This window comes from Rhodoferax sp. ZS1R8, from assembly GCF_056521325.1.
On record NZ_JBWMBA010000002.1, the window covers coordinates 995,084 to 1,009,151 of the forward strand.

At 61.1% G+C, this 14,068-nt stretch carries 16 protein-coding genes; 12 read left to right on the forward strand and 4 right to left on the reverse strand.

What is annotated here, in order from left to right:
- Positions 1-84: 84 nt before the first annotated feature.
- On the reverse strand, positions 85-693 hold the full coding sequence (locus AC097P_RS10635; protein ID WP_479610363.1) for an ABC transporter ATP-binding protein: 609 nt from the start codon (positions 691-693) through the stop codon (positions 85-87).
- 86 nt (positions 694-779) lie between these two features.
- Between AC097P_RS10635 and AC097P_RS10640 the strand changes: the two genes are divergently transcribed.
- From AC097P_RS10640 to AC097P_RS10675, 8 genes are all read left to right on the forward strand, one after another.
- Positions 780-1,769, forward strand: coding sequence for a Bug family tripartite tricarboxylate transporter substrate binding protein (locus AC097P_RS10640; protein ID WP_479610364.1), 990 nt, complete (start codon positions 780-782; stop codon positions 1,767-1,769).
- Positions 1,770-2,151: 382 nt separating this feature from the next.
- Positions 2,152-2,439: a BrnT family toxin gene (locus AC097P_RS10645; RefSeq protein WP_479610365.1), complete on the forward strand. Its 288-nt coding sequence runs from the start codon at positions 2,152-2,154 to the stop codon at positions 2,437-2,439.
- Positions 2,436-2,660 (forward strand): BrnA antitoxin family protein, encoded by a 225-nt coding sequence (locus AC097P_RS10650; RefSeq protein WP_479610366.1) that lies wholly within the window; start codon positions 2,436-2,438, stop codon positions 2,658-2,660. The genes AC097P_RS10645 and AC097P_RS10650 overlap by 4 nt, the downstream gene beginning before the upstream one ends.
- A gap of 87 nt (positions 2,661-2,747) precedes the next feature.
- Positions 2,748-3,038 carry a hypothetical protein gene (locus tag AC097P_RS10655; RefSeq protein ID WP_479610367.1) on the forward strand — a complete coding sequence of 97 codons (291 nt, stop codon included), beginning with the start codon at positions 2,748-2,750 and terminating at the stop codon, positions 3,036-3,038.
- A 161-nt stretch (positions 3,039-3,199) separates the two neighbouring features.
- Complete coding sequence (locus AC097P_RS10660; protein ID WP_479610368.1) at positions 3,200-3,679, forward strand: DUF4265 domain-containing protein; 480 nt, start codon at positions 3,200-3,202, stop codon at positions 3,677-3,679.
- 68 nt (positions 3,680-3,747) lie between these two features.
- Positions 3,748-4,371, forward strand: coding sequence for a hypothetical protein (locus AC097P_RS10665; protein ID WP_479610369.1), 624 nt, complete (start codon positions 3,748-3,750; stop codon positions 4,369-4,371).
- 95 nt (positions 4,372-4,466) lie between these two features.
- Positions 4,467-4,907 carry a hypothetical protein gene (locus AC097P_RS10670; RefSeq protein ID WP_479610370.1) on the forward strand — a complete coding sequence of 147 codons (441 nt, stop codon included), beginning with the start codon at positions 4,467-4,469 and terminating at the stop codon, positions 4,905-4,907.
- 84 nt (positions 4,908-4,991) lie between these two features.
- A complete protein-coding gene (locus tag AC097P_RS10675) occupies positions 4,992-5,480 on the forward strand; it encodes a P-loop NTPase family protein (RefSeq protein ID WP_479610371.1) in 489 nt (162 codons plus the stop codon).
- A gap of 27 nt (positions 5,481-5,507) precedes the next feature.
- Here the strand turns inward: AC097P_RS10675 and miaA are convergent, their stop codons facing one another.
- From miaA to AC097P_RS10690, 3 genes are read right to left on the reverse strand one after another with little or no spacing between them, the layout of a single operon-like run.
- Entirely contained in the window at positions 5,508-6,512 is a 1,005-nt protein-coding gene (gene miaA, locus AC097P_RS10680) for a tRNA (adenosine(37)-N6)-dimethylallyltransferase MiaA (protein ID WP_479610372.1), read from the reverse strand.
- A complete protein-coding gene (locus AC097P_RS10685; protein ID WP_479610373.1) occupies positions 6,499-7,719 on the reverse strand; it encodes a multidrug effflux MFS transporter in 1,221 nt (406 codons plus the stop codon). Before AC097P_RS10685 ends, miaA begins: the two co-directional genes overlap by 14 nt.
- Positions 7,706-9,124 (reverse strand): MATE family efflux transporter, encoded by a 1,419-nt coding sequence (locus tag AC097P_RS10690; RefSeq protein WP_479610374.1) that lies wholly within the window; start codon positions 9,122-9,124, stop codon positions 7,706-7,708. Before AC097P_RS10690 ends, AC097P_RS10685 begins: the two co-directional genes overlap by 14 nt.
- Before the next feature lie 95 nt (positions 9,125-9,219).
- On the opposite strand from AC097P_RS10690, the gene AC097P_RS10695 reads away from it, so the two are divergent.
- The 4 genes from AC097P_RS10695 to AC097P_RS10710 are packed head-to-tail and all read left to right on the forward strand — an operon-like array spanning position 9,220 to position 14,068.
- A complete protein-coding gene (locus AC097P_RS10695; RefSeq protein WP_479610375.1) occupies positions 9,220-9,753 on the forward strand; it encodes a MarR family winged helix-turn-helix transcriptional regulator in 534 nt (177 codons plus the stop codon).
- The gene (locus AC097P_RS10700; protein ID WP_479610376.1) at positions 9,734-11,260 is read left to right on the forward strand and encodes an efflux transporter outer membrane subunit; all 1,527 of its coding nucleotides are present in this window, start codon (positions 9,734-9,736) and stop codon (positions 11,258-11,260) included. The genes AC097P_RS10695 and AC097P_RS10700 overlap by 20 nt, the downstream gene beginning before the upstream one ends.
- Positions 11,257-12,501, forward strand: a complete 1,245-nt coding sequence (locus tag AC097P_RS10705) for an EmrA/EmrK family multidrug efflux transporter periplasmic adaptor subunit (RefSeq protein ID WP_479610377.1) — start codon at positions 11,257-11,259, stop codon at positions 12,499-12,501. Before AC097P_RS10700 ends, AC097P_RS10705 begins: the two co-directional genes overlap by 4 nt.
- The gene (locus AC097P_RS10710) at positions 12,488-14,068 is read left to right on the forward strand and encodes a DHA2 family efflux MFS transporter permease subunit (RefSeq protein ID WP_479610378.1); all 1,581 of its coding nucleotides are present in this window, start codon (positions 12,488-12,490) and stop codon (positions 14,066-14,068) included. Before AC097P_RS10705 ends, AC097P_RS10710 begins: the two co-directional genes overlap by 14 nt.

Here is a 14,068-nt window from a genome sequence, read left to right on the forward strand (position 1 = left end):
GACCGACAAATGCTGCACCGCAATAGTCCATAAGGACTAATGGCACTACGCCATTTGCAACCACTTGTAAACAACAAACAGCGTTCAGCCTTTAAAAGCTGCAATACCGTCCACTTTTAGTTGCAATACCCGGTCGGCACGCGCGGTGGCGGCTTCGGAGTGCGTAACGAGCACCAAGGACGTCCCGTGGGCGCGGGTTTGCGCCACCAGCGCTTCCATGACCTTGGTGGCAGTGGAAGGGTCCAGGTTACCGGTGGGCTCGTCGGCCAGCAGCAACATGGGGCGGTGCACCAGCGCGCGGGCAATAGCCACCCGCTGCAACTGGCCGCCGCTGAGTTGCTGCGGCAGGCGTCCACCCATGCCTTGCAGGCCTACGGCTTCGAGCATGGCCTGCACGCGTGCGTCGTCCGGGGTGCCCAACAGCAGCAGCGGCAGCCCCACGTTTTGTGCCACATCCAGGTGGCCCAGCACGTGAAAGGCCTGGAACACAAAGCCCACCTTCTTTCGGCGCAGCAGTGCTCGCGCATCATCGTCCAGCTGGCCCAAGTCAGTACCGTCCAGCAGCACGGAGCCGCTGTCCCAGCTGTCCAGCCCGGCCATGCAATTCAACAGTGTGGATTTGCCGACGCCGGATTCGCCAACGATGGCGACAAATTCGCCAGGCGCTACGTCGAGTGATACGTTGGCAAACACTGGCGTGTCGCCATAGTGTTTGCTTAAGGTTTTGATCTGCAGGTTCGTAGGGAATTGCGCAATGATAGTGGAGGCACAATGGCTGGATGACCCACCGCAGAACCTTACTTAAAACCCTGACCCTTTCGGCCGTGGCAGCCGCAGCCACCCTTGGTACCGTCAACACGGTCTGGGCGCAAAGCCGCCCGATAAGGCTGGTCGTGCCGTACGCGGCTGGTGGGCCGATTGATGTGACGGCGCGGGTGTTGGCCGAGCGCGTAAAAGACACCCTGGGCACCGTCATCATCGACAACAAGCCCGGCGCAGGCGGCAACATCGGTGCCGACGTGGTGGCCAAGGCCGCGCCAGACGGCCTGACCATTGGCATTGCCACCACCGCCACGCATGCGGTTAACCCCTGGTTGTACGCAAAGATGCCGTACAACGCCGCCACAGACTTTGCACCCATCACGCAGATGGTCCGCGTGCCCAATGTGCTGGTGGTCAACGCCGAAACGGCCCAGCGCCTGAAAATCAACAGCGTCAAAGACCTGATCGCCTACGCCAAGGCCAACCCGGGCAAGCTGAACTACGCCAGCGGCGGCAATGGCAGCGCCGGCCATCTGGCGGGCGAGATGTTCAAGGCCCAGGCCGGCATCTTTGCGTTGCACATTCCGTACAACGGCGGCAATCCAGCGCAGTTTGCGCTGCTCAGTGGCCAGGTGGATTTCAATTTCGACAACCTGGCTACTGCCGCGCCGGGCATCAAGTCCGGCAAGCTGAAGGCCTTGGCTGTGACCACGCCCACGCGCTCATCCGCCTTGCCCGATGTGCCACCTGTGGCAGATACGCTCAAGGGCTTTGCGATTGATACCTGGTGGGGTCTGGTGGCACCTGCCGGCACGCCCAAGGAGGTGATCGCCAAGCTCAATACCGCGTTTGTTGCTGCGCTGAATACTCCGGAGGCGCAGAGCCGTTTTGCTGGGCTGATGGCTGAGCCGGTGCCCAGCACGCCAGAGCAGTTTGGTGCATTCATGAAGAGTGAAATGGCCAGGTACCAGAGTGTGGTCAAGGCGTCTGGGGCCAAGGTCGATTGATGGAATGGGCTGCTAGCCCTTGTCAATATTGAATGTATTGCTACATTTGTTGTATCAATTGTGGCTAAGCGTTAGTCATTAGCGAATCCAGAGGGCTGCTGGTACCGCCAGCGGTCACCTTGAGTACACGGGTGTAGTCCATCGTAGTGTTTACATCGCTGCAGCAGCTGAGGGTTGCGTGGTTTCATGGACGATCTGATAACTGTGTATCTATACAAATAACTGATCGAAAAAACAATATGTAAGCCCTTCAAAGGAGAGTTTCGTGGCCAGATTAATACGCAGCGACCAGGGTAATTTGCAGGCTTTGCAAAATACATTACGCTAAACGGCTGCTTTTTTCACGGCTTGACTTGTTGCGACCGGTAAATACAATGTACGTATGATTAAGTTCGAATGGGATGAGCCCAAAGCCGCTGCAAATCTCAAGAAGCATCATGTGTCTTTCGAAGAGGCGAAGTCAATTTTCTTCGACGAATTTGGTGTGCAGTTTTTCGATGACGATCACTCATCCGACGAAGAGCGCTTCCTGATGCTTGGTATGAGCTCGGGGGCAAAGCTGCTCATCGTTTGCCATTGCGAACGGGAGCATGGTGCAGTTATTCGCATCATCTCAGCACGCAAGGCGACCAAGCGCGAAAGCGCGTTTTATCGAGGTGGAATCACATGAGAGCTGAATACGATCTTTCCAAACTGAGGTCGCGCAAGAACCCATACGCGTCCAAGCTTAAGAAGCCTGTGACCATGCGCCTTTCCGAAGATGTTGTGGACTATTTCAAAGGAATGGCCGATGAATCCGGCGTCCCCTATCAGAGTCTAATTAACTTGTACCTGCGCGACTGTCTTGCAAACAGTCGAAAGGTGCAAATCAATTGGCCACAAGCCGTTTAACAAGGTGCTCGTCACGGACACACAGCAGAAGAGTGCCGCTTCGCGGTGCCGGCTGCGTGCCGGGCAGCGCCGACGTTGGGCAGCACCATGACAGAGATCGTGCTTGGCTCTCAATACGACGACGCGCTGTTGGCTCGACTTGCTGCCGAGATCGAGGCTCTGGGTGGTTCTATTACCGATAAGGAATGGACCTTGGGCGGAAGTCAAGAAATGACCGTCTTTCAGATCAAGTTGCCAGATGGAGAGATCGAGGGCGTCGCTGAAACCTACGTCGGGCTTTCGCTGCGCGGCACGACGTCGTTGGTGGAGCAACCTGCCCGCCGGGTGATGCCCAACCTTTCGCTCCAGCGGACGGCTTCGCCGCCAGCTGAGCTCTGACGGTTCAGGCTGTAAAAAATCCTCCTTGGCGAAATTTGTATGAATCGCACCAAACTCCTACGCATAAGAACGACGTATACGCCACGATCTCAGGCAAGGGAAGGGTTCGAGTACCCCCGAAAGTCTGCTGTCGCTACGTACGCTATAGTTTCTTTACAGCCTTGTTGTCCGTCATGAGTAGCGCAGCGAAATCAAATGCCAAGGTGCTCTTTCGCGTACCGAACGAAGACGGATCAGCCGAAGTGGAAACGCTTTGGGCTACCAACCTTGGCGGTGACAACTACCGCCTCGATAATTCACCGTTCTGGGCCTATGGGGTTTCTTGGGAAGACGTGGTGTTTGCGCCGTTCTCAAGCGAAGAAGGATTTCCCACGTTTCAGTCGGTCGTTAGGAAGGCGGGAAATCGCACTGTTCGTGTCATTTTTAACCCACCCCTGGCCGACGGCAACGGATCCGATCTAGTGCTACAAGGTCTGGTGTCCCTCGGCTGCAGTTACGAAGGCATGAATCCCAAGTACGTCTCAGTCAATATTCCGTCAAGTTTGGCCCTGGACGCGGTACGAAGCTACCTCGTCGCGAAAGGGGTGAAATGGGAATACGGTGACCCAACATATGCAAGCCTTTTTCCAGCGGACGCATAACATGTTGCTTGTCGCGGACGCGCAGCAGCAGCAGCGTGCCGGACAGCGCAAACATTCTGCATAACCGAATGGCTACCGACTGGTATAGGCAGGAGAATTGGAATGAAGAGATAGAGGTAGATTTCTTCGCTAAGTTGGCGCGTGCCCGTGCGCAGCGGGACCAATATCTTGTTATTCAAGCCTTCACTATTGCAAGGAGCAAACCATCGATTGCAATTCGGCTTGTTGAGCTGTATTTCGAAACAAAGAAGTCTAGCTTTTATGACGTGCGCGCTCTAAGCGCAAGGGTGATAGCGCTGCTTTCGACCAATCATGTTGTCGTTGCCATAAAAGCAATGAAGGACATTCTTGCTATCGAGAGAGCCAAGCCAAGCCAAAGAACCCATACATACGTCGACTATCCATTCCTCGTCGCGACGGAGAAGATCACCTCCGAGTATGTTGAGGCTTTGTCCGTCCTCGATGAGCGAAAGGGCGACCTAGCGTTTCCCGTAAGCAAATTCAAATGGCACGCTGCAACAAGCCTAATTCATCAAGCTCTACAGAACGCGGTTACCGCGAAACAGCATGCCTCGTTAGCCCTTGAAGCAGCGCAAGTTAAAGCATCCGGTTTTCGTTATCACCAAAATCTTGGCCTCGTCGGCGAAGAATATCGGGCTACCGTCGTTTCAATGATAGAAATCCACGCATAACATGGCAGTCGAGAGGGACGGCCACAAGCTGCGCTTATGGTTGCCCGCGCTTCGCTCCGGTCGCCCCTCACTTTTACGTTATCCCTCAAGTTGAAATGACCGCACGCGTCAAACTCTCGGAACTCACGGACGCCTTTGATTGGGTGAACGCGACCGGACCCTATGAAGATGCAGCGTATGTGAGTCGCGCATCTGGTCGAATCTGGCTGGTTACTGATTTCGATGATCAAGGTGAAGAGCCGCCTGAAGATGTGGATAACGAGACTTTGTACCTTCCCGTTCCGAGCAAGGGGGAACTGGACTTGGGTCGAAGTCTTGCGCTGGCGTTTGTGCAGCAATCGCTTCCAGAGAGCCATGAACGGGTGAGGAGCTTCTTCGCACGGGCAGGAGCGTACGCCCAGTTCAAGGACTTGCTTGAAGAGCGCGCTCGCCTGGAGGACTGGCATGCCTATGAAACTGCAGCCGTGCGCGACGCTTTGCGCATGTGGGCAGCCGAGAATGAACTTGAAATCGTGGAAGCTGCCAATGAGGGATAACAAGTCAATTGACACGGTCCCACAACAGCAGGAAGCGGCCTCGCCGCAAGTTGTTGTGGTCCGGTCAACTTCACGTGAAGTCGCATGAAAATTCTCGTTTTCGGAAACTCGGGCTCCGGCAAGAGCACCTACTCGCAGTCACTGGCCCTGCGGTACGGACTTGCGCACCTCGATCTCGATTCCATTGTTTGGGAGCCTAAAAGTATTGCCGTCCAGCGCTTACACGCAGACATTTCTGCGTCGCTGGAGACGTTTATGTTGGGCAACGCGTCGTGGGTTATTGAGGGTTGCTACGGCGACCTTATTGAAGCAGCATCTGCACACTGCACCAAGCTAGTGTTTCTCAACCCGGGCATGGAGGCATGCCTTGCAAACAATATGCGCCGCCCATGGGAGCCGAACAAGTACGCAAGCCTGGAGCAGCAGAATTCCATGCTGGCGAATTTACAGGCATGGGTGTCGGGGTACTACGAGCGCGATGATGCTTGGTCTTATAAAACCCATAGGCATCTGTACGACGGGTTTGCAGGCACTAAGGTCGAGTATGTGGACGCAGGTGCGTATGTGAGCTGATTTATCTCTGACATGGATCGTGGACCGCTACCGCGATTCGACCCGCATCATGCGTACCCGGCGCAGTACCGCCTCCAGTGCCCCTGGTTGATCCGCGGCCACCACGTGGCGCTCTGGCATCGACCGCAGCCACGTGATTTGCCGCTTGGCCAACTGGCGGGTGGCGATGATGCCCAGCTCTCGCAATTGCGCAGTCGGTAAAGGGCCAGCAGAGCATGACGTTTCATACGCATCCAGTGCCTCCCATGCCTGGCGGTAGCCCACGCACCGCATCGACGGCAGATCCGGGTTCAGGTCACCCCGCGCGCGCAGGGCCCGCACCTCATCCACAAAGCCTTGTTCCAGCATGGTGTCAAAGCGCTGGGCGATGCGGCCGTGCAACCAGGTTCTGTCCAGTGGCTCCAAGGAAATCAGGCCGCTAGCCCTCGCCGGCTGTGCGTAAGCAGCTCCTGATTTTGTAGCATCTTTGGAGGCATGGAAGCGAGACAGGGGCAGGCCGGACACGCGGTACACCTCCAGCGCACGCTGTATGCGCTGGCTGTCCATGGGCGCCAAGCGTTGGGCTGTGATGGGGTCAACTTGGGCCAACTCGGCGTGCATCGCAGGCCAACCCTTGTCGGCCGCTTCCTGCTCCAGCACCGCGCGCACAGCCGGGTCGGCAGCTGGCATATCGTCCAGCCCGTCGAACAGCGCCTTGAAATACAGCATGGTGCCGCCCACCAGCAGCGGCAGCTTGCCGCGCGCGGCGATGTCGGTGATCAAAGCTTTGGCATCGCGCACAAACTCGGCGGCGCTGTAGGCCTGCAGCGGGTCGCGGATGTCGATCAGGTGGTGGGGCACCTGGGCCAGCTCGGCCGCGTTGGGCTTGGCCGTTCCGATGTCCATGCCACGGTAGACCAGGGCCGAGTCCACGCTGATGATCTCGCAGGCATGCTCTTGCGCTATCGCCAGTGCGGCGGCGGTCTTGCCCGAGGCCGTGGGGCCGGCCAGGCAGATGTAAAAGGGCAGGGTGCTGTCGTCAGGATTTGCCATGGCGTTGTACCAGTGTCCATGCGGCGAGCGCAATCAGCACGCTCCAGAACAGAATGCCGATGACCAGCGGGCCGGTCGTGCCATCCATGTGCGCGCCCAGCCACTGGCCGGTGGCGAATGCGCTGACCATGGCCAGAAAGCCATTCAATGCCGAAGCAGCTCCGGCGGCCTGCGGGAACGGGCCGACCGCACCGCTTTGCCCACACGGGTTGTGGATGCCGTGCGCCAGCATGAACAGCGCAAACGGCACTTCAATCGCCCACACCGATTGCACACCGGCAAAGGCCAGCGCTGCCACGGTGCCGCCACCTGCCAGCGTCAGCGCCCCGCCAATGGTCACGGCGCGGCGCACGCCAAAGCGCAGCAGCAGGCGCCGGCACAAAAACGTGCCCAAGAGGTAGATGAACGAGTTGGCAAACATCACCAGCCCATACTGCGTGGTGGAGAGGCCCAGCACGCGAATAAACACAAAGGACGACGACGCCAGAAAGGTGAACAGGCCGCTGTAGGCAAAGGTGGACAGCGCGGTAAAGGCCAGGAAGGTGGGGTTGCGCACAATGCCGAGCCAGGTGCGCATCAGCGTGCCGAATCGCAGCGCCAGCGGGTTCTTGGCCGGAATGGTTTCTTCAAAGCGTAGCGCGATCAGGGCAAGGCTTGCAGCACCAAACACCGATAGCGCCAGCAGTGCCGCGTGCCAGTTGAACAGCGCCGTCAGCAGGCCGCCCAGCGGCGCACTCAGGCAGGCGATAACGCCCAGGCCGCTCAGGCCCTTGGACATTACGCTGACACCTTGCACCGGCGTGTACAGGTCGCGCACGATGGCGCGTGCGCACATCACCGCCGCGCCCATGGCCGCACCCTGCACCGCACGCCAGACGATCAGCGCATCCATGCTGGGTGAAAACGCACTGCCCAGCGAGGCAAGCACGTAGCCCGTCAGGCCGATCAGCAGCACGGGCCGCCGCCCAAACCGGTCCGACAGCGGCCCCCAGAACAGCTGCGACACGCCAAAGGCCAGCAGCAGGGCGGTCAGCGTCAGCTGCGCTTGCGCCATGCTGGCGCCCAGCTCTTGCGTCAGCCCCGGCAGTGCGGGCAGGTAGAGGTCGGTGGTGATGGGTTGTATGCCCAGCAGCAGCGCCAGCGTCAGCACGATCAGTGCCGGCGGCATGCGTGTGGGTGTGGAGGTGTGGGCGCTAGGGGACAGCATGGGCCGCCCGCACATGTTGGTCGGCTACGCGGCGCAGCAAGAAGCCCAGGCCTCCCGCCGCCACGGTCAGCCCCACGACCAGCGCAATCCAGAATCCCTGGGCCTGCATGGGGTGGGCGGGGCGCCATGGCAGCCATGCGGGCGCCAGGCCCAGTACGCAGCCTAGCGGTAGCGCAAATACCCAGAAGGCGGTCAAGTGGATGACCATGGGCGCGCGCGTCACCTTGTAGCCGCGGATGGCGCAGCTGGTGGACACCTGGGCCGCATCCGACACCTGAAACAGTGCCGCCAGAAACAGCAGGCTTGCGGCCATATCGGCCACGGTGGTATCGAGCGTGTACAGGGCGGCAATTTGGTGGTTGAACACCGCCATCAGCGCGGCCGTCAGTGCCGCAAGGCCCACAGCCAGCGCCACACCCACCGCAGAGCGAAAGCGCGCAGCTTCCGGGTCACCCGCGCCCAGCGCGTGGCCCACGCGGCTCAGCAGCGCAACGCCCAGGCTCAGCGGCAGCATGAAAACGAGCGACGAAAAATTCAGTGCTATCTGGTGGGCCGCCACCTGGGCGCTGCCAAAGTGGGCCACCAAGAGCGCGATCAGGCTGAAGGCGCTGCTTTCTGCAAAATAGGTGACGCCAATCGGTAGCCCCAGCATCAGCAGACTCTTTACCTTTTCACGGTGCGGCCCTTCAAAGCGGTCAAAAGGCCAAGTGCTGCGGTAGGCCGGGCTGCGCCGCATCCACCACAAGAGGCCGACCAGGTTGAACCAGGTGCACAGCATCGTCGCCCAGGCGCAACCCACGCCGCCCAGCTTGGGAAAACCAAAGTGGCCGTAGATCAGCACCCAGTTCAGCAAACAGTTCAGCAGCAGCGCAACGATAGCGATCGCCATCATCGGCTTGGTCTGGTTCAGGCTGGCGCTGTAGCCATACAGCACGCGGTAGCAGGCAAACGCGGGCAGCGCAAAGCTGGCAACCCGCACAAAGCGCGTCGCAATGCCGTGCACCACGGGCTCCATCTCCATGTGGTCAAACACCAGCGCTGCCACGTTGGCCAGCACCAAGGCCACCAGGCCCACGCCCAGCCCCTTCCACAAGCCCTGGCGCACGACATGCGGCACCCTGGAAAACTCCTCGGCCCCCACGTGGTGCGCTACCGTGGGGTTGACCGACATCATGATGCCCATCAGCGTCACCATGACGATCACCCAAATCGACGAGCCCAGTGCGACGCCCGCCAGGTCTTGCGCAGAGGCGTGCCCGGCCATCGCCACATCGGCCACAGCCATGCCCACGTTTGCGAGTTGCCCCACCAGAATAGGCCAGGCCAGCTGCCACAGGGCGGAGATTTCCGTTGTGATGCGCGCGCTGGCGGGTTCGGGGTGTTGCAGGGGGGAGTGCAGGGACATGGGCCCGCCATTCTACGAAAGGGGCTCGTCGCTCCCCGTTTTGGTGCCAAATCAATGCCTTGACAATAGTTGCCTAGGCAATTAATATCGCCGCCATGCAGAATTCTGTGCCACCCCCAGCCCATCCTTCCCCCGCAGGCCAGCCCGCGTGTTTCTACCGGGCCGAGGGTTATGACCCCGAAGAGAGCATCGGTTACCTGATGCGCCAAATCCTCAACACCGTGGCCCAGGAAGTAGAGCGCCAACTCGCGCACACCGAGTTGACAAACGCGCAGTGGATTCCACTGTTCAAGCTGTACATCGGCAATGCCACCACGGGCGCCGAACTGGCCCGTTCCTGCCGCTTGGACGCCGGTGCCATGACCCGCATGCTGGACCGGATGGAGGCCAAGGGCCTGCTGCGCCGCGAGCGCAGCGCCACCGACCGCCGCGTGGTGACCATCAGCCTGACCGACGACGGCCGGGCCGCCGCCAAAGAGATACCCGAGGTGCTGAGCCGCGTGCAAAACGCCTACCTCGCCGGTTTTTCCGAGTCCGAATTCGAGACGCTGAAGAGTCTTCTGCGCCGCATCCTGCACAACGCCAACCTTTCAGAAAGCAACGCTCCGCATGACAGCCCTTCTCTCTAAACCCCAGCCTGCCGCGCCGCGCTGGCGCCCACTGGCCATGTCAGCCCTGTCGGTGCTGGTATTGGCTGGCTTGAGTGCCTGTGCCGACCTGTCTGGCATCACTCCCCAAGCCAAGGCCTTGGATGCCGACGCGCTGGGCCTAACCGCCACAGCAACCACCCAGGCATCCACCCCCGCCATCGACCCGCAGTGGTGGCGCGCCTTTGGCGACGAGCAGCTGAATCAATTGGTCGACAAAGCCATCGCCAACAGCCCCAACCTGCGCGCCGCCCAGTCACGGTTAGCCCGCGTGCAGGCCGGCAGCGATGCCATCCGTGGCGCCGAGTTACCGCAACTCAACGGCAGCACCGACCTGACACGCCAGCGCTTCAGTGCCAACAGCATCTACCCGCCCCCGTTGGGCGGCGCCATCCTCAACACCGGCGACCTGCGGGCCACTGCCAGCTGGGAGCTGGATTTCTTCGGCAAGAACCGCGCGGCGCTGGAAGCGTCCCTGGGCCAGGTGCGCGCAGCGCAGGCCGACGCCGAGGCCGCCCGGATGCTGCTGGCCAGCAACGTGGCCCGCAGCTACTTTGGCCTGCTGCGCATCCAGGCGCAGATTGCCGTGGCCGAGCGCACGCTGGAGCAGCGCACGCAATCCAAGTCGCTGGTGCAAGACCGCGTGACCGCCGGTCTGGACACGCAACTGGAGCTGCAGCAAAGCGACAGCGCCTTGCCCGATGCGCGGCTGCAGATCGAAACCCTGCAAGAGCAAAAGGCCCTGGCACTGAATGCACTGGCAGCTCTGACTGCACAACCAAATGTGCAGCTAGCCCTTGAGCAGCGCCCACAAGCAGCTATCAAATCCATAGCGGTAGCGCAGCACATCCCGTTGGACCTGCTGGGTCGTCGGGCTGACATTGCCGCCGCGCGCTGGCGTGTGGAAGCCGCCACACACGATGTGGACAATGCCCGCGCCCAGTTCTACCCCAACATCAACCTGGTGGCCTTCGCCGGTTTCTCCAGCATCGGTTTTGACCGGCTGCTGCAGTCCGGCAGCGACCAGTGGGGCGTGGGACCGGCGATCCGTTTGCCGATCTTCGAAGGCGGCCGCCTGCGTGCCAACCTGCGTGGCAAGACGGCCGATCTGGACGCAGCGGTCGAAAGCTACAACACGCTGGTCATTGACGCCGTGCATGACGTGGCCGACCAGTTGACTTCTGCGCGCGCCATCGCCCGCCAGCAGGCTGAGCAGGCTGCTGCGCAGACCTCGGCCGAATCGGCCTACGCCATTGCCAACCAGCGCTACAAGGCTGGCCTGGGCAACTACCTCAATGTGCTCAGCGCCGAGACTACCGTGCTGGCCCAGCGCCGCCTCGCGGTGGACCTGGCCGCCCGCGCGCTGGACACCCAGGTGCAGCTGATACGCGCGCTGGGCGGTGGCTACAGCGCCAACACCGCCGCCCATGCCAGCAACGGCCTCGCCAGCACCAACCCTTCTTCCCCCATTTCGACTGCAAAACCATGAACGCACCCACAAACAATGCCCCCGCAGCAGCACCAGCCGCATCTGCTGCACCCGCAAATTCCGCCCGTAAAAAAGCCCTGACCGGCGTCACCATCGCCGTGCTCGTCGGCCTGGCCTGGGGCGGCTATGAATGGTATTCAGGTCGTCATGAAGAGGCCACCGACAACGCCTATGTGCAGGGCAATGTGATCCAGATCACGCCGCAGATTGGTGGCACGGTCACGGCCATCATGGCTGACGACACCGATTTTGTGAAAGCCGGCCAGCCGCTGGTGCAACTGGACCCGGCCGACACCAAGGTCGCGCTGGAGCAAGCCGAGGCCAACCTGGCCCAGGCCGTGCGCCAGGTGCGTGCGCTGTACGCCAACAACGGCACGCTGGGCGCGCAGATCACGCTGCGTGAGTCCGACATTGGCAAGGCCCAGACCGAGATCGCCCGCGCCACCGACGACCTGAACCGCCGCAAGTCGCTGGCCGGCAACGGCGCCGTGTCCAAGGAAGAGCTGAACCACGCGCAATCGCAACTGGACAACGCCAAGAATGCGTTGGCTTCCGCCCAGGCTGGTGTGGCCGCAGCGCGCGCGCAGCTCACCGGCAACCAGGCCCTGACAGACGGCACCAGCATCGCCAACCACCCCAGCGTCATGGTGGCCGCGGCCCGCGTGCGCGAGGCCTATCTGGCACTGCACCGTGCGGCCTTGCCCGCGCCGGTGGACGGCTATGTCGCCAAGCGCACGGTCCAGCTCGGCCAGCGCGTGGCCGCCGGTGCGCCGGTGATGTCGCTGATCGCGCTGAACCAGCTGTGGGTCGATGCCAATTTCAAGGAAGTGCAGTTGCGCAATATCCGCATAGGCCAACCCGTGACGCTGACCGCTGACCTGTATGGCCGCAAGGTGGAATACAAGGGCAAGGTCGCCGGCCTGGGCGCTGGAACGGGTGCCGCATTTGCGCTGCTGCCCGCGCAAAACGCCACTGGCAACTGGATCAAGGTGGTGCAGCGCGTGCCCGTGCGCGTCGCGCTGGACCCGCAGCAAGTGGCACAAAACCCGCTGCGCGTAGGTTTGTCGATGGAAGCCACGGTGGACGTCACCGACCAGAGCGGCAAGGCGCTGGCCGATGCACCGCGCGCGGCCTCCAGCGTGCAGACCCAGGTGTTTGCCAGCCTGGACAAAGATGCCAGCAGCGAGGTGGAACGTGTGATTGCCGCCAACGCCGGGTCTGCCAAGCATGAGCACCGCTAACAGCTTGTTGCCGCTGCCACCACTGCAGGGCTCGGCCCGGCTGTGGGGCACGATTGCGCTATCGGCCGCCACGTTCATGAACGTGCTGGATTCGTCAATTGCCAATGTTTCCTTGCCTGCCATCGCGGGTGACTTGGGGGTCAGCCCCAACCAGGGCACCTGGGTCATCACCAGCTTTGGGGTGGCCAATGCGATCTCGCTGCCGCTAACCGGCTGGTTGTCGCAGCGTTTTGGCCAGGTGCGCCTGTTCACGATGAGCGTGTTGCTCTTTGTGCTGAGCTCCTTCCTGTGCGGCCTGGCGCCCAATATGACGACGCTGATTGGCATGCGTGCCGTGCAGGGTTTTGTGGCCGGACCGATGATGCCGCTGGCCCAGGCACTGCTGCTTTCGAGCTACCCGCCGGCCATGGCGGGTATGGCTATGGCTTTGTGGGCGATGACCACTTTGGTGGCGCCGGTCATGGGGCCGCTCTTGGGGGGCTGGATCACGGACCACATGCACTGGGGTTGGATTTTTTACATCAATATTCCGGTGGGTCTGGCAGCAGCTTTCATCACGTGGACGATCTACAAGAAGCGGGAAACGCCGACTAAGCAACTGCCGATCGACAAGGTGGGCTTGGCTTTGCTGGTGATTGCGGTGGGCTCGCTGCAGATCATGCTGGACAAGGGCCACGAGCTGGATTGGTTCCACTCGCCGGAGGTAATAGCACTGGGCGTTGCCGCGCTGATTGGCTTTGCGTTCTTTGTAGCCTGGGAGATGACCGACGCCCACCCGGTGGTGGACCTGCGGCTGCTGGCGCGTCGCAACTTCTGGACTGGCACCGTTGCCATGGCCGTGGCCTACAGCCTGTTCATGGGTAACCTGGTGCTGCTGCCGCTGTGGTTGCAGCAGTTCATGGGCTACACGTCCACGCAGGCGGGCATGCTGATGGCGCCAGTGGGGCTGTTGGCGATTGTTTTGTCGCCGTGGGTGGGTAAAAACATATCCAAATACGATCCGCGCGCGTTGACGACCTTTGCCTTCTGTGTTTTTGCGCTGGTGCTGTTCATGCGTTCGCACTTCAACACCCAGGCGGATTTTGCAACGGTGATGGTGCCTACCATCGTGCAGGGCGTGGCCGTGGCGTTCTTCTTCATCCCGCTGATGTCCATCATTTTGGGGGGCATTCCGCCGGACAAGATTGCGTCGGCCTCAGGCCTGTCGGGTTTTGCGCGCATGGTGGGCGGCTCGTTTGGCACTTCGATTGCTATCACCGTGTGGCAAGACCGTGCGGCGCTGCACCATGCGCAGCTGTCAGAATTGGTCAACCAGGGCAGCGTGGCGGCAACGAGTGCCATCGCTGGCTTGGGTGTATCGGGCATGAGCACCGAGCAAGCCCTGGGTTCGATCAACCGCATGGTGGACCAGCAGGCCTATATGCTGGCGGCCAACGACGTGTTCTTTGGGTCGGCGCTGATCTTCCTGACGCTGATTCCCTTTGTCTGGCTGGCACGGCCCGCGCGCTCCGCGCCTGCCGCGCGGGGCAACAATGCTGGGGCAGAGGCCGCCGCTGCCGCCCATTGA